The sequence below is a fragment of the Treponema sp. genome (assembly GCF_017430385.1).
Lineage (GTDB): Bacteria > Spirochaetota > Spirochaetia > Treponematales > Treponemataceae > Treponema_D.
On sequence record NZ_JAFRNB010000150.1, the window covers coordinates 1 to 16,825 of the forward strand.

Consider the following 16,825-nt stretch of genomic DNA (forward strand, 5'->3'; position numbering starts at 1 on the left):
CGTAATTTAAAAGCACACCTGAACACCGGATATGATATGCTTTTTCTGGTATATCCCCCTTCCGAGAAAGACTCGTTCAGCACGCGGTGTGTTCAATTTCGTACATTGTGTGAAAAAGCTGGTTTAGTCAAAGAATGAAGAACGCACTCGTATTCATTTTATGTCTACCGATTCGCTTTTACCGAAAGTTCATCTCTCCGCTCAAAGCACCTTGCTGCAGGTTTTATCCTTCATGCTCGGCCTATGCTTTGGAAGCCCTGCAAAAGCATGGCCCGGTCAAAGGAATGTATCTTTCGACAAAACGAATTTTAAAATGCACTCCTTTTCATCCAGGCGGTTACGATCCGGTTCCGTGAAAATCATTAACAGCGAAAATTACTGCCATTAATTGGCATCAGGATGTTTTATAATGGAAAAAAATACCGTATGGGCTATCGGCCTTTCGACTGTCGTTCTTGTCGGATTCTTTGCGGCACAGACAATTTTGTTCCCGCCAAAGCCTCAGGAGCAGCAGGCTCAGACCGAGCAGACAACTGAGGTCGTAGAGAATCAGGCTACCGGCGAGTCAGAAAAACAGGATTCTTCTATCGAAGAAAACCTTTCAATCGTTTCAGAAGTTTCTGATTCAGAAAATCTCACCGAAGAAAAATTCACTATCACGACAAACAAAGTTGCAGTCACATTTACAAACCGTGGCGGCGACATCATAAGCTACGAGCTTATCGAAAAAGATGACCGTGGCGCGCTCAAAAACCGTGACGTTGACACTGGCAAAGGTGTTGAGCTTATCGAAAATCTTTCAGAAAAGAACCGTGCATTCGGCCTTTCGCTTGGTGGCGCAACCCGTCCAATCATCGATGACATTTTTACAGCAAAAAAACTTGATGATTACACAATCGGCTTCTTCAAAAAATTCACTTCAAAAAATGCAGACGGCACAGAAAGCGAATTCACTCTCGTAAAAAAATACACTTTCAAACCGAATGACTACACTTTCAAGCTTGAAGTTACAATCGACGGCGACGAGAATTTCAAAGGTCTTGATGTTGGCGGTGCGGCTTACACTCTCCGAACAGCTCCACAGGTCGGCCCGAAATTCAATCCAAAAATGGACCGCTACGAGTACCGCGAGCTTGTTTCATTCAACGGCGAAAAAGCAAAAAAGACTCGTCTCGGCTCAAAACAGACAAAAAATTACGAGCGTGACTGGGTTTGGACTGCAATGGCAGGAAAATACTTCGAGTTCATCGTTTATCCGGAGAACAAAACTTCAATGTCCAGCACAGTCGTTTACAACTCAGAGATTGAAGTTGGCGACGCAACTAACGCACAGGTCAAAATGACCCGAAAACCAACGGACAAAAAAGAAACAAACGACACGTATTACATCTACGCTGGTCCACGCAACGAATCAGAGCTTAAGAATTATGTTTCTGAGGACAAAAATGAATGGGGCTTGAGCGGAGTTCACTTCAACGAGAGTTTGCAGACTTCAGGATTCTTGTACTGGCTCGAAGTCGTGCTTAAATTCCTCTTGGAGAACATCAACAAGCTTGTTCACAACTGGGGCGTTTCAATCATCATCGTTACAATTATCTTGAAGTGCGCGCTTTTCCCAATCACAAAGAAGAGCTTGGAAGGCACTCAGAAAATGCAGAAATTCCAGCCGAAAATGCAGGAACTTCAGGCAAAATACAAAGGCGATCCGCAGAAATTGCAGATGGAAACCGCCAAGATGTACAAGGAAATCGGCTACAACCCGATGAGCGGCTGTCTGCCAATGATTTTCCAGTTCGTAATCTTGTTCGCTATGTACAACCTCTTCAACAACTACTTTGAGTTCCGCGGTGCTTCTTTCATCAGCGGCTGGATTGACGATCTTTCTCAGGGCGACCGAATTGGTCCTGTTTTCGAGCACGGCCTGCCAATCCTTGGCTGGAATCAGATTCGAATCTTGCCGGTAATTTATGTAATTTCTCAGCTTTTGTTCGGTAAAATCACAGGAAACGGTGGCACAGCAACTGGCACAAACGCAGCTCAGATGAAGATGATGATGTACGGTATGCCGATTTTCTTCTTCTTCCTGTTCTACAATGCACCGGCCGGATTGCTCCTTTACTGGACTGTTTCAAACATCTTCCAGCTTGGTCAGCAGATTGTCATCAACAAAATGATGAAGAACAAAAAAGATGAGCCAAAATTGAAGCTCGTTCAGAATAAAAAACGAAAATAAAATATGGCGGTGGCTGAGCTGAGTCTAAGCCACCTTCAAGGAGATAAATATGACTTACGAATTTGAGGGCAAAACCGAAAAAGACGCTATTGAAAAGGCAACAATTGAGCTTGGTCTTGAAAGCGATCAGTTTGATGTTGAAATCATCGAGACACAGAAAAAGACATTGTTCAAATCTGGCTATGTTAAAATCCGCGTTCATACAGACGAAGCAACACCAGGCGTAAAATATGATGACGAAAAAGACAGCCCGGTTGAGACTGCAAAACGCGTTATGGGCAATCCGATTCCACAGGACGAGTTCGAGCAGAAGCTCACAACTTTTGTTTCTGATGTAATCGCAAAAATGGGTTACGAGGCTACAGTTGAAATCATGTTCCGTGAGGAGCGCAAACTTGGGCTTAAACTCAGCTCAGAAAGCTCTTCAATCCTTATCGGCCGTAAAGGAAAGAACCTCGACGCTCTCCAGCTTTTGGCAAATGTTTACGCAGGTCACCTCGGTCGTGAAGATGTCCGCGTAATTTTGGACACAGAGAACTACCGTGTTCGCCGTGAGGAAAATCTTGTTCACCTCGCTTACACAACAGCAGACAAAGTTCGTACAAAGAGAACTTCAATTCTTCTTGAGCCGATGAATCCGTTCGAGCGTCGCTTGATTCACACAACGCTCAATGACTTCAACGACATCGAGACAAAGAGCGAAGGCGAAGGCTTGTACAAACAGGTACGAGTTATCTACAAAGGCACATACTAAAAACTTTATCCCCACATTTTCTTGTGGGGAATTTTTTTTGAATTTTGTAACAACACTTAAATCTATTCATTTTAATAATATGAAGAAATTACTTTCAATTTTCATAACTGCCATGCTCGCATCGGGCTTGTACGCACAGAGCATCTCCCCTGCCCTTCTTAAAAAGGTTAAGGCTGAAGGGGAACTTCAAAAAGTCTTTCTGAATGGCAACAAAGTGGAGCTTCAATTTACTCCAGATACGGAACTTTCTTCCCTTGCAATAAATCACTGGGATAATTCCGAAAAACCCCGCCTTACTACGGAAAAACTGTTCTATTTCGACAAAAAAAGTCTTACAGAGAATGGCGGACAGCTTTCTGACATCAATATAGCTAAAGTCTCAAAAGTTATCCGTTCTATTTCTACGATGAAAGGCACGGAATATTATTCGAACCGCCACAAAAAATGGGAAACTCTTTATCATGAAGCATATCTTGTAAAATCACCGAGCGAAAAGACAAAAATCCCGGACGATACGGAAGGAAGTGCTGAGGGAAAAACTCTTTACTGTATGCAGGATGATAATTCGTTCGGCGAGTGCTATTACAAGCTCGATTATCATGAGCGTGAAAAAGAAGTCAGCGTGTGCTTTGATAATTTTGAGCCGTTGAAGTTCGGGCCAATCACTGCCGCAAAGGCTCACAATGTAAAGATTAATCTTGTTGTCGTGGATGAGGGAGATTATTTCCTTGTCTATCTGATGGTTCAGGCTTATTATCCGCGAATCGCAATGCTTGAAAACAAGATGATTGATTCCTTCAACGCGCGAGTCGATTCAATTTACAAGTGGTTTGTCGCACAGATGAAATAAAAGACGACCCCCGAAACCAAACAGAGATTGCAGAATTTGTGAAGAATTAAACATAGTGCTATAATTTTTCTAAATTAAAAAATTTTCGGGGGGGGGCGAAAAATGAAAATTGTTATTATCGGTTCAGGTGCAATGGGCTGTCTTTACGGAGCATATCTCAGCCGCAAGCATGAAGTCATTATGCTCGACAGTTTCGATAAGCAGGTCGAGGCAATCTGGAAAATAACAAGAATCTCGACAAAATTCAGGCAATTCTCGAAGAATGCGGCTTTAAGGTCGAAAAGACGAACGACATTCAGCGGGTTATCTGGAGCAAGCTTTTCGTAAACCTTTCAATCAATACATTCACGGCAATCACGAGAGCACCAATCGGCTCAATGATAGAAAACAAATATGCCTGGGATTTTGCCGAAAAAATGATTTGTGAGGCAGTCGATGTTGCCGAAGCCGACGGAACACATTTTTCGTACCGCGAAGTTTTGAATATGGTCCATCATGTCTGCGAGGATGCGGGAAAAGGTTATTCTTCAATGAGTCAGGATGTCATGAACTGCCGCCTGACCGAAATCGACGCCATCAACGGCGCAATCGTAGAGCAGGCAAAACTCTACAACGTAAAAGTGCATTACAATTCACTGATTGTGGATTTGATTCACGCAATTGAAGGCGCATATCAGTATCATAAGGACGGAAAGTAAATCTTCGTCGTAATTGTTTATTTTATCAATAAAAGGCTTTATACTATAAGTATCTTACAAACTGGAGGTGTTTTATGTCAGCAATGGAATTAAGAAATTTCGAAAGCCAGCTGGAACTTCTTTCGTTTACTGAACAACTTGCTATTATGGAATTTCTCGCAAAAATTATGCAGCGCAATCAAAAAATGCAAGAAGAGACAACAAAAATTCTCCATAAAAAACGCCAGTTTGGAAGTGCAAAAGGAAAGTTTTTGTATCCAATGGATTTTGACGAAGATAACGAAGAAATTGCAAAATTATTTGGAGCTGTCTGATGAGAATTCTTTGTGATACACACATAATAATATGGTATTTGACAGGTGACACGCGACTTCCTCAAAAAGCTCGTGAACTTATAGATGATGAAAACAATGAAATCTATTTTAGTCTTGTGTCTGTTTGGGAAGTAGCCATAAAGCATGGACGAAAACCCGATAAGCTCACACTTTCTGCGCAAGATTTTGTCAATTTTTGTGAAGAACAGAGTTTTAGTGAATATCCATTGTATCAAAGGCACATTTTTACGTTAGATACTCTTTCTAGACCTGATAATGCGCCAGAACATCATGATCCATTTGATAGACTTTTATTGTCGCAGGCAAAGGCTGATGGACTTACTTTTTTAACACATGACACGCTGATTCCGTTTTACAATGAACCGTGTGTGTTGTCGGTGTAAGGCAGGGAAAAGGGGAAAGTCTTCCCCTCGCTCCAAAGCCTATGGCTTTTCCGCTACCCCTTCTAGCGGGGGAGGGAGACGATCGCCACTAGGCTAACAAACTCGTGAGACGAGTTTGTAGTCGAGTCTCGGTGAAGGCTTTGCCTGAACCGTACCCCGCAACGCCCCGAATGGATTTTGACTTTATCTCCTTTCCCAATCCTGCAAAGTGTCGTGAACAAATCCTTCAACAGTTTTTACGACTGCATGTTTTAATTCTTCAATAGATTCAGATTGTAAAGAAAGTTTTTGTGGAACGAATAATTTATATATTTCAATTTCAAGAACATTAGCAAGTTTTGTGAGGGTTTTGTCACTTGGCCAAAGTCGTAAACCTTCGGCAGAGGAAACTTTGCTTTTGAGCTATCTTCCCGACTTTAACGTCCCCCATATCTCCGCACTAGGAACATGAACAGTTGCTGGATTGCCATTTTGCATTAAGCGTTAAGGATACGGAAGGCGGCGAAGCCGTTGCCGTAGGCAATGGAGTACGAAAGCACGGAACCAGTAGTAGCCTGACCCGCCGTAAGGCGGGTAACGCCATTCGCTCCAAAGCCTGCTGAACAAATCAAAAACAGAAACTTTAGTTAACAAATTCTCTCCAAAATCGTTAACTGAACTTAACAATTTTACACTTTTGGAATATAGTATAAGACATGGAAAAGCTTATAGAAATATTTCGTAAGAAAATCGTCTCAACAGATATGTCTTTTGTGCGTAGCTTGGAGAGCCAGATTAACTGGGACGCAAGACTTGTCTGTATTCGAGGTTCTAGAGGAACTGGAAAGACTACACTTATTCTCCAGCATATAAAAAAAGCATTTTCAGAATCATTGGACAAAGTACTTTATGTGAGTCTTGATAATCTATATTTTTCTGATAATTCACTTCTTGATTTTGTTGATAGTTTTGTAAAAAGAGGTGGAACCTATCTTTTTTTAGATGAAGTTCACAAATATCCAGACTGGTCTCGGGTGATTAAAAATATTTATGATGATTATCCTGAACTGCATGTGGCTTTTACAGGTTCTTCCTTACTTGAGATTTTGAATGCTCGCTCTGATTTGAGTCGTCGTGCGCTTGTGTATAATTTGCAGGGGCTTTCTTTCAGGGAATATTTGAATCTTATTGCAAAAACTGATTTTCCAATTTTGTCTCTTGAAGAAATCTTGAAGAATAATGAAAATCTTTCGGCTCAAATTGTTTCTAAAATAAAACCCTTTGAATATTTCGATGCTTATCTTAAGCACGGATATTATCCGTATTTTCTTGAAGGAATTGATGATTACTACACCCGCTTAAATGAAACGGTTAATCTGATTCTTGAAATTGAGCTTCCGTTTCTTAGAAAAGTGGATGTCGCATACATCGTAAAAATCAAAAAACTACTTGCTGTAATTGGAAAATCGGCACCATTTATTCCAAATGTAACAGAACTTGCTTATTCCATTCAAATTGCACGGCAGACTTTATTGCAATATTTTGAATATCTGGAAGAATCAAAACTGATTTATCAAGTTTTTAAGCAGACTCGTGGACTTGGAACATTTGAAAAACCGGACAAAATTTTTCTTGAAAACACAAATCTTATGTTTATGTTTGATGATGCCCAGACAGATATAGGTAATGTTCGTGAAACATTTGTGTTTAATCAGCTTTCGCATAATCATGAAGTTTTGTTTTCGGAACAGAGCGATTTTTTTGTAGACCAAAAATATACATTTGAAGTTGGCGGTAAAAATAAAAAACGAAAACAGATAAAAGATGTTTCGGATTCCTATATTCTTGCTGATAACATTGAATATGGAACAGAACGAAGAATCCCAATATGGCTTTTGGGATTCTTGTATTAGATATTCTCTCGTACAATCAACAAGCGTTAAGGATACGGAAGGCGGCGTAAGCCGTTGCGGAATGAGCGTAGTGAATGAAGCAATGGAGTGCGAAAGCACGGAACCGAACGAGCACGACAACGGAAGTGCTCGAATAGCCTGATCCGCCGTAAGGCGGGTAACGCCTAAATTTTACTGAATAATCCCAGCTTCCTTGTAGTATCTTGCGGCACCGTCGTGGAGAGGAAGGCCTGCGATGTCAACTACTGCGGCTTCCGGTGTGAGGCCTTTGAGGTTTTTCTGAGCCTGTCCCAGCTCGTCGATGTGCTCCCAGAGAGTTTTTGTGAGCTGGTAAACTGTTTCTTCGTCGAGGCTTGTTGAAGTGAACATAACCATTTTGATTGCCGAAGTCTGAATGTCAGCGTCCTGTCCCGGGTAAGTACCGGCTGGAATCGTAAATTTTGCGTACCACGGATAATCTTTCTGCAAAGATGCAATTACTTCATCACCGATGTTTACGAGATGGCAGCCTGCCGAACAAGCCTGGCTTACAGCTGCTGCCGGAGCACCGCTCATAATCCATGCGCCGTCAATTGTTCCGTTCTGGAGCATGTCGGCCGCATCACCAAAAGCGATGTACTCAGCCTGAATGTCTTGCGGATAGTTGATTCCTGCGGCGGTAAAGTGATTTTTGCATTCGCCCTCAACTGATGAACCTGCTGCGGCTACCGCAAAATGTTTTCCTTTTACATCTGCGACCTGCTCAATTCCAGATTTTTTTGTTGCGACGACCTGATTCGGGTTGAAGTAAAGGCCTGCAATTACGCGCAAGTTTTTGTTTGCGTTTCCCTTGAAGCTGTCTGTGCCGTTAAAACTCTGGTAGCAGTTTGAAGAAATTGCGATTGAAACCTGTGATTCGCCGTCTGCAATCTGGTTCAAATTGTCGATTCCGCCGTTTGAAGCCTGACTTGATGCGCTAACGAAGTCAATCTGTGTATCCCACAAGTTTGTGATAGCGGCTCCGACTGCATAAAGTGCGCCAGAAGCTCCCGCTGTCGGGAATTTGATTGTGACTTTTGCGTGCTCACCAGCTGGGCTAGAAGCAGCCGATGATTTTTTTTCATTGCATGAGGCAAGTGAAAGTGCGAGAATCGTGCCGGCAATGGCAGCGAATACTTTTGTTGTTTTTTTCATAAGAAAACTCCTTTTTATTTATTTGAATTTTACTATGTTGCCCTGCATGGAGGCAGGGGATAAGCAGAGAGAGAAAATTCTGTTTGCCTTCAGGTGAACAGAATTTTCTCGTAGAAACAAAAAATACACGGAAGTATTTTTTGTTTCATTTATTTGGGTGCATCCCTACGGTCGCTTCGCTCCCTTCGGGTCGGGTGTTCCGTGGTTCCGCTATCGCTTCATTGCCTGACGGCAACGCTTCGCGCCACTTCATACCCTTGCACGAAAATTCCTGATCAATTGATATGCCAAAACTGCGGCAAGAATCCCGAATCCAATCAAATCCGTGGTGATTCCTGCGTACAAAAGCAGAGGTGCTACGACCAAAAGGGCAGCACGCTCAATCCAGCCTGATTTTTTGAGGAACCAGCCTTCAAGCGCTCCGACCAGCGTGACTGTTCCGACTGCGGCCGTAATGCTTGCCCAAAGGCTCTGAACGAGAGTGTAGTCAGAGCTTGCTCCGATTAAGAGAACCGGGTTTCCCAGGAAGAAGAACGGAATCAGAAAGCCGATTAAGCCTAAGCGGACTGCCAGAAGGCCTGTTTTGAGCTGGTTAGAGCCTGCGATTCCCGAAGCGACATAACAGCTGATTGCGACGGGAGGCGTGATGTTTGAAAGACATGCGTAAATCAAGCAGAACATGTGTGTCGGAAGTGGTGCGATTCCAACTTTGATTAAGACAGGAACGGCAACTGCCTGAACGATTACATAAGCGGCAACTCCAGGAACGCCCATTCCCAGGATAATCGACAAGAGCATTACCAGAAAGCCCGTGAGGTAAATCGAATTGCTTGGAACGACATTCAGAATCATGTAGCCCATGTTGAGACCAAGGCTTGTGAGCGTGACCGTGCCGATTATTACGCCGATGATTACGCAGGAAATGCCCACACCGATTGCGCTTCTTGCCCCTTCAACACAGGCCGCAAGGATTTTTTGTGGAGTCATGCGGGTTTCTTTACGGAGCCAGCTTGCTCCAATCGTTACGAAAATTGAAATAACGGCGGCGAGCAGAGGAGTGAAGCCTTTGCACATCAGGGCGATTAAAATCACCAGAGGAAGAACGAGATGCCCCTGTTCTTTAACGACTTTGAGAGCGTTTGGAATATTTTCTTTGGAGATGCCCGAAAGTCCCAGTCGTTTTGCTTCAAAGTGAACCGCAACTAAAAGCCCCAGATAATAGAGGAAAGCCGGAAGAATCGAAGCAATCATTACCGTGGTGTAGCTTAAGTTCAAGAATTCTGCCATAACGAAGCCGACCGCGCCCATAATCGGAGGACAGAATTGCCCGCCTGTGGAAGCTGTTGCCTCAACTGCGGCGGCGAATTCTTTTTTGTAGCCGGTTTGTTTCATCAGCGGGATTGTGATTGTGCCTGTGGTTGCGACATTTGCCACAGCAGAGCCGTTTATCATTCCCATGAGAGCCGAAGCAAGAACTGCGACTTTTGCCGGACCTCCCGGAGTTTGTCCAACCAGAGTGAGCGAAAAGTCATTTATGAATTTTGAGAAACCCGAATATTTTAAGAAAGAGCCGAAAACGACGAACAAGAAGATGTAAGTGGCCGAAACGCTGATTCCTGTTCCCAAAATGCCCTGAGTTCCCCAGAACTGAGTGATAAGAACCCGTTTGAGCGTGAATCCGTTGTGCCCCAGCTGACCTGGAATAAATTTTCCGAAGAAATTGTATGCAAGGAAAACAGCCGCAAGAATCGCAAGGTTTGGGGAAGTGCGTCGGGAAGCCTCAAAAACAAGGAGAATGGCCACCGCCGCAATCCAGATTTCGTATTTGTTGATTCGGCCGCCGTTTCGTGCAATTTCCGTGTAGTGTGTGATAAGATAGCCGAAAGTGAAAACAGCTGCCAAAATCAGAATCAAATCGACAATCGGGGGAAATTTTCGCGCGCGCTTCTGCTTTTTGAAAGCCGGGTAAAGCAAAAATGTGAAGGTAAGCAAAAAAATACAGTGGAAAGCCCGTAGATTAATCGCGCTGATAACACCGAAAGTGCTGAAGTAAAGCTGGAAAACCGTCCACGCGCACAAAAGCACGGTGATTGCAATTCCTGCCGGCCCTGAGTAAGTTCGCAAGCGGGATTCTGAGTCTTTTTCTTCAAGAAGAGCCTGTGCCTTTAATTCTTCGGCAGATTGATTTTGGGGGATTGTGTCATTTGTGATGGTATTTTTGTTTTCTGTCATTTTGTTTCTCTAAACAGAGTCATTCTAGCAGAATTGAATAGAAAAGAGAATCGGGCAAAATCGAGAAGATGCTTGATATTTTATCGTCTGTGCACGATAAAATATTACTAAATTTATCGTCCGTACACGATGAATTTAGCTTGATTTTGTCGTCTTCACACGATAAAATCAAGTTGTAGAGAGGTGCGTCTATGAATCATAATTTGCTAAAAGAAGTTATTTTTGATCAGGTAGATTTTATTAAAAACTCAAAAATCATAAAAAGAGATTACACCTTTGAAAAGAACGCAAACTATATTCTGGTCGGTTTGAGACGAGCTGGCAAATCCACGCTTTTGTACGGAATCGCAAAAGAACTTGTCGCAGAAGGATGTGACTGGTCGCAGATTATTTATATCAATTTTGAGGACGATCGTTTGCTTGGATTCTCCGTATCTGACTTCAACGACATTGTTGCGGTTGCCCACGAACTGAACGATTCAAAAGAAGTTTACTATTTTTTCGATGAAATTCAGCTTATTGACGGCTGGGAACATTTTGCACGCAGAATGGCAGACCAGAAAAATAGGGTTTACATCACGGGAAGTAACGCAAAAATGCTGAGTTCAGAGATGGCGAGCACTTTGGGCGGAAGGTATATTCCAAAAATGATTATGCCTTTTTCTCTGGGCGAACTATTGGATTACAAAAATATTCCACACGATGAAAGAGCAATGCTCACGACCTCAGAAGCTGCAAAAATCAGAAGAGCCTGTCAGGAATATATCGCGTGCGGAGGACTGCCAGAAGTGCAACTTTTTACGAACAAAAGAGAATACATCAAGACCGTCTATGAAAAAGTCCTTTTGGGAGACATCATAGAGCGGGAAGATGTAAAAAACAAGCTTGCTCTTCGCCTGATGATTAAAAAAATCGCCGAAACCGTTATGAGCGAAATATCATTCAACACGCTTGCAGGAAATGTAAAGGCCTCGGGAACAAAAACATCAACTGATTCCATGATTGAATATTCATCTTATGCACAGAACGCATACCTTGTGTTCCGAACAAGTAATTATGTCTCAAAATTTGCTGAAAAAGAGGGCACTCCAAGATTCTATTTTTACGACAACGGACTTCTTTCGCTTTTCCTCGTAAATAAAAAATCTGCACTCCTGGAAAATGCTGTCGCGGTATATCTCAAACGAAAGTTCGAAGAAGAATTTTACTATTTCAAGTCAAAACAGACTGGAATCGACATAGATTTCTATCTCCCGGAGCAGAAAACTGCCATTCAAGTGGCTTACGAGCTTGGCGACGCAGAAGAGCGGGAGACACGAAGCCTCTTCCAGCTTGCGGAGAAAAGCGAAGAGTGGCAAAGACTGATTATTGTGACGAATGAGGAAGAACGAACAATTACGAAAGACAATCTTACGATTGAGGTCGTGCCGATTCATAAATTTCTGTTGGGGGAGTATGTGTGATAAGAGGGGGTGGGGAATGCTTTCCCCCTTCGCGCCCACTTCGTTGGTCGCTACCCCTTCTCCTAGGGCTCCGCCTTAAAACCCACAGCACCTTGAATGATTAAAATTGACAGATTGGAAGAATTTAAACTAAAAAATTCTCAAAAAATTGATTTTATCAAACAACGGAAAAGAGTTTCAGGGGTTTTTGAAATAATTATTTTGCTACTTGCAATCCAGTGTTTTTCATAACAATTGATATTGACAAAAAGTAATACGGAGATTAAATTTCAGTGTGACATAAAGTAATTATAGTTAATTTGTAAAGTGTTGTATTATAAAATTTTAAAAATTAATAAAAAGTAATTGAAACGGATTATTACTTATGTTTATAAATAGCGGAGTGTGACATTGTGACAACTGTAGAATCAATTTTAGAGCATAATGGGCCTATGCTGGCATCTGAAATAAAAGAAATTTTAATGAGTACCTTAAATATTACAGATGTCGCTGCACGACAGCAAATTTCAAGGGCAAAAGGCAAAGTAGAACGCTTAAAAAGTTTTTCTTTTCCTAAGAATGAGTATTTTTTATTCTTGAAAAACCACTACAAGACAGAACTGTTTTATTCCAATTTAACGGAAGCTCTTATAAAATCTAGAAGCGCTACTGGAAATACGATTGCAGCTTTTCAATGTCTTTCGGGGAAAATTTGCGAAGAGAAATTTAAAGTCATTGCCGGTGCAAAGTCTGGAACAAAAAGAAAAACTCTAGATAGTATTTCAAAAGAATTGAAATCCGTAGATTTAATTCAAGAAATTGGTTATGAAGACAAAAAAATTTCTTTATCATCCCAGCTTTCTAAACAAAATGAATTATCAGATGAGATTGTAGGAGTCATAGATGAGGTATTATTTGCGAATTTACAGGAATGGCTTAAGAAGAATTCTTTAGTAAGTTACAACAAAATTGAACATTATGGTGAATTTTCAGATTATTATTGGGATATTACAGCTCCAACATATCTTAGACCATTCATAACAAAAACTTCAGATTATGTGAAGCCTGGATTTTTGGTAGTCGATTATTTTCCGCAAACAAATGTATCAGCAAAAGCCGTTGAATACTTTGTAAGTAAAGTTTCAAGTGTAGCTGCAAAACGAAATATTAGACCTTTTTTGCCAATTTTTATTGCTTTAAGTTATACGCAAGATGCATTCAATAAATTAAAAGAAAACAATATTTTTGCAACAACGATAGCAAATCTTTTAGGAAAAGAAAATGAAAAACTTTTATACAGTATTATTGATACTTTAAGAGATATGAATAAGAAAATTCTCAAAGATGATAGTATTGAATCTATAAATAAAATCCTAAAAGAAGTTGTTAAGCTTGATGGAAAATTTAATAATTTGAAAGGCTCTTTGTTTGAATTGCTTACCGCTAATGCTATGTTTAAAATACATGGCGGATATGTCGAAATTAATAAAAAATTCTATGAAAAAAATCTTACTCTTGCAGAAGTAGATGTTATGTGTGTTGTTGGAAATTCGGAAATTTTAATTATTGAATGTAAGGCATATAAAAATCTTATAGACGAAAAATTTATTGAGGAATGGAATAACAAAATATCAAAAACTTATAATTGGTTAAGAAAACAAAACGAAAATAATGATAAAAAAATTACATTCGAATATTGGACGACTTCAGATTTTACAGAAGAAGCTCAAAAACTTTTAGCTGAAAAAAGTTCAATAACAAAAAAATATACAATCAATTGGAAAAATCGAATCGAGATTCTTAATTTTTTTAGAGCTCACAATTTATCAGAACAATGCAAAATTTTGAACGAATATTATTCTGTTTGAGTCTATCTATTTGATTTATAATTTCTCAAGATACCTACTTTTTCTACTTAAATAAATTCCCATACTTATCTATGCCAGCTAAAAAATCTTTTCCAAATCGCTTTCTCATTTGAAAGACTTGAACATAAGAATTATTGCCTCTTTTCCCCGCCAGAAGCCATTTTGCCAGTATTCTTTTTTCACCTGAACTAAGAGTTATATCATTGCCTTTGTATTTGAATATGTTTTTCTTAAAATCAAAATGATAATCACCTTTGGAAAAGACAGTTTTTCCAGATTTTTTTGCAAGGGCAGAAATATCATCCCATTCAAAAAAGAAGTTTTCTGTTTCTTCCTCTACTTTTTCTTCACTCTCTATGGCTTCATGAATATTTGCATACGAATAAACAGGATTTTCCCCGTAATGTTTTATTTTTACATCGATATCCATGTCAGAAAGGACATAAGAAACCGCATCAATATTATATTTTTTCTCAAAGTAATCTTTTAGTATTTCCTTTACCTTTGGCTCGTTGATTTCATTTTGAAGGCTGACAATATCTTTTTTGTATTGAATGTTATCATTTATAAAATTCTTTACTTTTTCAGGTGTGAAATTCCACTTTTGAAAAAATTCAATAAATTTTGCGCCATTTAAGTTATCTTTTTCAAAAGGAATTTCCAAATTTATGATTTTTCCATCTGAGTGGTCATAATAATAAACATAGAGTTTTTCACATATAAGGACTCCAACAGGCAGTCTCAAACTTGGATGAGATAAATAAGTCAGAAGTTGAAGTTCATAAGAATTAGTTTTTGGAAAAGAAAGTTGTTTTAATTCAACTACAAATTGTTCAATGTTCCCAATGCAAATAATAATATCTGGTATTTCCCGGTCTTTTGAACCAATATGAAGTTTTTCACCGACTTTTATGTCGCCTTTTAGTTTGCTGTATCCGAATAATTCCGCTTCAGCAAAATAACTTTCCCATCGTTTTTGAACGACATCTTCCTTTTCATTAAAAAATTTGTTCCGTTCTTCAACAATGAAATTCCATGCTTCTGTATAATTCAACTTCATTCTCCCCACTTCAAAAATACAATTCCAACGCCACAAACTGTCAGCGGAATAAGAAACAGAAAAGTTTGCGCTGTCGAATATGGAAGATATAATTGAAATGATTCAAAAAAGGCGGTTCCGTTTGAAACATGAGCGATAAAGCAAGCCATCAGTGTTATCGCAATGTAAAGCAAAATATGCGCGATTAGCGTTTCTCTGCAAAATCGCAAAGTTTCTTTTATGTTTTCAGCATAATTCTTATTTGGAATTGAAAATGAAAAGAAAGTGAGCGTGACGATTGCCGCAAATAATAGCATTCCTTGTGCAAAACCAAACGAAAATAATTCGTCAATAACCTTTTGCATAATTGGAAATTCACCGATTTTACCCTTCGCAAAAATAAGAATATTCCTTGCTGAGTTAATATTCAGTGCAAGCGTAAAGATTGAAAAATAGAGCAAAAAATACGGTATAAATTTTACAGTCTTTTTTCTGATTACAGTTATAACAGTCATAACAAAGATAGAAATCGCAAGCAAAAAATCAAAAAAATACAAAATTTTAAAAACCAATATCGGCAATGGAATAAAAAATATCATTGCTAAAACTACAGCTAGAGAAATTGTCAAAAAATTAATTTTTCCCTTCATTTTCCAAGTTTCCTGTAATATTCTCGTTTTTCATCGCACTTTTTATCGAGGTATTCCTTAAAATCAAAAGCCTTATTTTCATTCTCTTCCATAAGAGAATTCCAAAGTTTCTCTAAAATTTCCTTTTTATCTGACGGCATTGCCGCAATTTCTTGTTTTACCTGCTTATCTTCTGTTTCAGTAAGCTTTATGGCATCATCAACCCGATGAACATAATGCAAATATCCGCTTCGAATATAATAATAATCTTTCATTCGTGTTTTCTCCTTTACACTTCCTCTTCAATAATTTCTTCAGCTGAAATAAAATTGCCTTTTTCATCTCGCAAAATACGGCGAGTCCGTTTTATTTTTTTCTTGTTTCTGCTTTCTTGAAGAGCAATTTCTTGGGATTTCTTCTGTTCTTTAAGCATTTCTCTGTGTCGGCGTTCTGCCTGTCGCTCCATTCGCTCAACTTCATCGGCTCTTGAAAAATCATCCATAGCGGAAAGAAAGAGCAAAAGAGAAATTGGGTTTCCTAAAAGAACTGCTAAAACAATAAGGAAAATCATAATGGCCTCCTTAAAAGAAAATTCTACATACTGTAATTGTATCACATATTCTACTATATGTAACTGTAAAAATGGGAAAATTACTTACAGAATGTAAGTCTAATGACTGGGAATGAACTATTGGAAACGCTTTCCACTAATATTAAAATTTACAGAAAAGAAAAATCATGGACTCAGGAAAAACTTGCGGAAGAAGCAGATATGTCCGTACAAGCGATAAATTTTTTTGAAGGAAAGCGTCGTTGGCCAGGAGAAGATTCACTTTCAAAAATTGCTTCCGCCCTTGATGTTGAGGTTTATCAGCTTTTTATTCCGCATGGAAAAACACCTGTTGTAATAGAAGAAACTCCAGAAAATGAAAAAATCCGTATGCAGATTACAGAAAATGTATTAGAAGCGATTGAACATAATCTCGAAAAGACACTGGAAAAATTAAGAAAAGAAAATTTATACTAAAAGTACCTCTTGTAAGTGAAATTTATTAAATCAGTTAGTGTTTGTAGAGGTGGCAAAGCAGGCTGGAACTGCCGAAAAATAAAAGTTAAAATAATATACAATTTTGTTTATTTATCTTTACATTAACATGTATTTGTATTATGCTTATTGTATGAGCAAGGAGATTCCAAAAACTTTTGAAAATTCGTTGATTCGCACAGCATGGAACGAGCAGGAAGAGGAATGGTATTTTTCTGTTGTGGATGTTGTCGGTGTGCTGACGGAGCAGGC

The 16,825-nt window shown here is 39.5% G+C and carries 20 protein-coding genes; 13 read left to right on the forward strand and 7 right to left on the reverse strand.

Annotation, left to right across the window (positions count from 1 at the left end; all coding sequences use genetic code 11):
- Positions 1-134: 134 nt before the first annotated feature.
- The 8 genes from yidD to IJJ71_RS11680 all read left to right on the forward strand — a co-directional run bounded on the left by yidD (position 135) and on the right by IJJ71_RS11680 (position 5,253).
- A complete protein-coding gene (gene yidD / locus IJJ71_RS11645; protein WP_296847215.1) occupies positions 135-356 on the forward strand; it encodes a membrane protein insertion efficiency factor YidD in 222 nt (73 codons plus the stop codon).
- A gap of 53 nt (positions 357-409) precedes the next feature.
- Positions 410-2,233, forward strand: coding sequence for a membrane protein insertase YidC (gene yidC / locus IJJ71_RS11650; protein WP_296847216.1), 1,824 nt, complete (start codon positions 410-412; stop codon positions 2,231-2,233).
- A 49-nt stretch (positions 2,234-2,282) separates the two neighbouring features.
- Positions 2,283-2,987: an RNA-binding cell elongation regulator Jag/EloR gene (gene jag, locus IJJ71_RS11655; RefSeq protein WP_296847217.1), complete on the forward strand. Its 705-nt coding sequence runs from the start codon at positions 2,283-2,285 to the stop codon at positions 2,985-2,987.
- Positions 2,988-3,066: 79 nt separating this feature from the next.
- A complete protein-coding gene (locus tag IJJ71_RS11660; protein WP_296847218.1) occupies positions 3,067-3,837 on the forward strand; it encodes a DUF6675 family protein in 771 nt (256 codons plus the stop codon).
- Between the two features lie 102 nt (positions 3,838-3,939).
- The gene (locus IJJ71_RS11665; RefSeq protein ID WP_296847219.1) at positions 3,940-4,164 is read left to right on the forward strand and encodes a 2-dehydropantoate 2-reductase N-terminal domain-containing protein; all 225 of its coding nucleotides are present in this window, start codon (positions 3,940-3,942) and stop codon (positions 4,162-4,164) included.
- An 8-nt stretch (positions 4,165-4,172) separates the two neighbouring features.
- Positions 4,173-4,535 carry a ketopantoate reductase family protein gene (locus IJJ71_RS11670; RefSeq protein WP_296847243.1) on the forward strand — a complete coding sequence of 121 codons (363 nt, stop codon included), beginning with the start codon at positions 4,173-4,175 and terminating at the stop codon, positions 4,533-4,535.
- Between the two features lie 74 nt (positions 4,536-4,609).
- Positions 4,610-4,849 (forward strand): hypothetical protein, encoded by a 240-nt coding sequence (locus IJJ71_RS11675; protein ID WP_296847220.1) that lies wholly within the window; start codon positions 4,610-4,612, stop codon positions 4,847-4,849.
- Positions 4,849-5,253, forward strand: a complete 405-nt coding sequence (locus IJJ71_RS11680) for a type II toxin-antitoxin system VapC family toxin (RefSeq protein ID WP_296847222.1) — start codon at positions 4,849-4,851, stop codon at positions 5,251-5,253. Before IJJ71_RS11675 ends, IJJ71_RS11680 begins: the two co-directional genes overlap by 1 nt.
- A 476-nt stretch (positions 5,254-5,729) precedes the next feature.
- On the opposite strand, the gene IJJ71_RS11685 is transcribed toward IJJ71_RS11680, so the two are convergent.
- Positions 5,730-5,864, reverse strand: a complete 135-nt coding sequence (locus IJJ71_RS11685; RefSeq protein WP_296847224.1) for a hypothetical protein — start codon at positions 5,862-5,864, stop codon at positions 5,730-5,732.
- A gap of 84 nt (positions 5,865-5,948) precedes the next feature.
- Here IJJ71_RS11685 and IJJ71_RS11690 point away from each other — a divergent pair, with 84 nt between their 5' ends.
- Both IJJ71_RS11690 and IJJ71_RS11695 read left to right on the forward strand, forming a co-directional pair.
- Positions 5,949-7,145 (forward strand): ATP-binding protein, encoded by a 1,197-nt coding sequence (locus IJJ71_RS11690; protein WP_296847226.1) that lies wholly within the window; start codon positions 5,949-5,951, stop codon positions 7,143-7,145.
- Positions 7,096-7,287, forward strand: coding sequence for a hypothetical protein (locus IJJ71_RS11695; RefSeq protein WP_296847227.1), 192 nt, complete (start codon positions 7,096-7,098; stop codon positions 7,285-7,287). The genes IJJ71_RS11690 and IJJ71_RS11695 overlap by 50 nt, the downstream gene beginning before the upstream one ends.
- A 29-nt stretch (positions 7,288-7,316) precedes the next feature.
- Here the strand turns inward: IJJ71_RS11695 and IJJ71_RS11700 are convergent, their stop codons facing one another.
- Both IJJ71_RS11700 and IJJ71_RS11705 read right to left on the reverse strand, forming a co-directional pair.
- Positions 7,317-8,318, reverse strand: coding sequence for a TAXI family TRAP transporter solute-binding subunit (locus tag IJJ71_RS11700; protein WP_296847229.1), 1,002 nt, complete (start codon positions 8,316-8,318; stop codon positions 7,317-7,319).
- Between the two features lie 249 nt (positions 8,319-8,567).
- Positions 8,568-10,550 carry a TRAP transporter permease gene (locus IJJ71_RS11705; RefSeq protein ID WP_296847230.1) on the reverse strand — a complete coding sequence of 661 codons (1,983 nt, stop codon included), beginning with the start codon at positions 10,548-10,550 and terminating at the stop codon, positions 8,568-8,570.
- A gap of 191 nt (positions 10,551-10,741) precedes the next feature.
- Here IJJ71_RS11705 and IJJ71_RS11710 point away from each other — a divergent pair, with 191 nt between their 5' ends.
- Together IJJ71_RS11710 and IJJ71_RS11715 are read left to right on the forward strand one after the other, a co-directional pair.
- Positions 10,742-12,013, forward strand: coding sequence for an ATP-binding protein (locus IJJ71_RS11710; protein ID WP_296847231.1), 1,272 nt, complete (start codon positions 10,742-10,744; stop codon positions 12,011-12,013).
- Positions 12,014-12,405: 392 nt separating this feature from the next.
- Positions 12,406-13,860, forward strand: a complete 1,455-nt coding sequence (locus tag IJJ71_RS11715; protein WP_296847232.1) for a hypothetical protein — start codon at positions 12,406-12,408, stop codon at positions 13,858-13,860.
- 43 nt (positions 13,861-13,903) lie between these two features.
- Here IJJ71_RS11715 and IJJ71_RS11720 read toward each other — a convergent pair whose 3' ends face one another.
- From IJJ71_RS11720 to IJJ71_RS11735, 4 genes are read right to left on the reverse strand one after another with little or no spacing between them, the layout of a single operon-like run.
- Entirely contained in the window at positions 13,904-14,914 is a 1,011-nt protein-coding gene (locus tag IJJ71_RS11720; RefSeq protein WP_296847234.1) for a hypothetical protein, read from the reverse strand.
- A gap of 2 nt (positions 14,915-14,916) precedes the next feature.
- Positions 14,917-15,549 (reverse strand): hypothetical protein, encoded by a 633-nt coding sequence (locus IJJ71_RS11725; protein ID WP_296847236.1) that lies wholly within the window; start codon positions 15,547-15,549, stop codon positions 14,917-14,919.
- Positions 15,546-15,803 (reverse strand): hypothetical protein, encoded by a 258-nt coding sequence (locus IJJ71_RS11730; protein WP_296847238.1) that lies wholly within the window; start codon positions 15,801-15,803, stop codon positions 15,546-15,548. The genes IJJ71_RS11725 and IJJ71_RS11730 overlap by 4 nt, the downstream gene beginning before the upstream one ends.
- 14 nt (positions 15,804-15,817) lie before the next feature.
- Complete coding sequence (locus tag IJJ71_RS11735) at positions 15,818-16,099, reverse strand: hypothetical protein (protein ID WP_296847240.1); 282 nt, start codon at positions 16,097-16,099, stop codon at positions 15,818-15,820.
- Positions 16,100-16,201: 102 nt separating this feature from the next.
- Here IJJ71_RS11735 and IJJ71_RS11740 point away from each other — a divergent pair, with 102 nt between their 5' ends.
- Complete coding sequence (locus tag IJJ71_RS11740) at positions 16,202-16,555, forward strand: helix-turn-helix domain-containing protein (protein ID WP_296847242.1); 354 nt, start codon at positions 16,202-16,204, stop codon at positions 16,553-16,555.
- Positions 16,556-16,825 lie beyond the last annotated feature (270 nt).

Coding starts and splice junctions, on each gene's coding strand:
- yidD (WP_296847215.1), top strand. CDS start 135: ATGAAGAACGCACTCGTATTCATTTTATGTCTACCGATTCGCTTTTAC.
- yidC (WP_296847216.1), top strand. CDS start 410: ATGGAAAAAAATACCGTATGGGCTATCGGCCTTTCGACTGTCGTTCTT.
- jag (WP_296847217.1), top strand. CDS start 2,283: ATGACTTACGAATTTGAGGGCAAAACCGAAAAAGACGCTATTGAAAAG.
- IJJ71_RS11660 (WP_296847218.1), top strand. CDS start 3,067: ATGAAGAAATTACTTTCAATTTTCATAACTGCCATGCTCGCATCGGGC.
- IJJ71_RS11665 (WP_296847219.1), top strand. CDS start 3,940: ATGAAAATTGTTATTATCGGTTCAGGTGCAATGGGCTGTCTTTACGGA.
- IJJ71_RS11675 (WP_296847220.1), top strand. CDS start 4,610: ATGTCAGCAATGGAATTAAGAAATTTCGAAAGCCAGCTGGAACTTCTT.
- IJJ71_RS11680 (WP_296847222.1), top strand. CDS start 4,849: ATGAGAATTCTTTGTGATACACACATAATAATATGGTATTTGACAGGT.
- IJJ71_RS11690 (WP_296847226.1), top strand. CDS start 5,949: ATGGAAAAGCTTATAGAAATATTTCGTAAGAAAATCGTCTCAACAGAT.
- IJJ71_RS11695 (WP_296847227.1), top strand. CDS start 7,096: ATGGAACAGAACGAAGAATCCCAATATGGCTTTTGGGATTCTTGTATT.
- IJJ71_RS11700 (WP_296847229.1), bottom strand. CDS start 8,318: ATGAAAAAAACAACAAAAGTATTCGCTGCCATTGCCGGCACGATTCTC.
- IJJ71_RS11705 (WP_296847230.1), bottom strand. CDS start 10,550: ATGACAGAAAACAAAAATACCATCACAAATGACACAATCCCCCAAAAT.
- IJJ71_RS11710 (WP_296847231.1), top strand. CDS start 10,742: ATGAATCATAATTTGCTAAAAGAAGTTATTTTTGATCAGGTAGATTTT.
- IJJ71_RS11725 (WP_296847236.1), bottom strand. CDS start 15,549: ATGAAGGGAAAAATTAATTTTTTGACAATTTCTCTAGCTGTAGTTTTA.
- IJJ71_RS11730 (WP_296847238.1), bottom strand. CDS start 15,803: ATGAAAGATTATTATTATATTCGAAGCGGATATTTGCATTATGTTCAT.
- IJJ71_RS11735 (WP_296847240.1), bottom strand. CDS start 16,099: ATGATTTTCCTTATTGTTTTAGCAGTTCTTTTAGGAAACCCAATTTCT.
- IJJ71_RS11740 (WP_296847242.1), top strand. CDS start 16,202: ATGACTGGGAATGAACTATTGGAAACGCTTTCCACTAATATTAAAATT.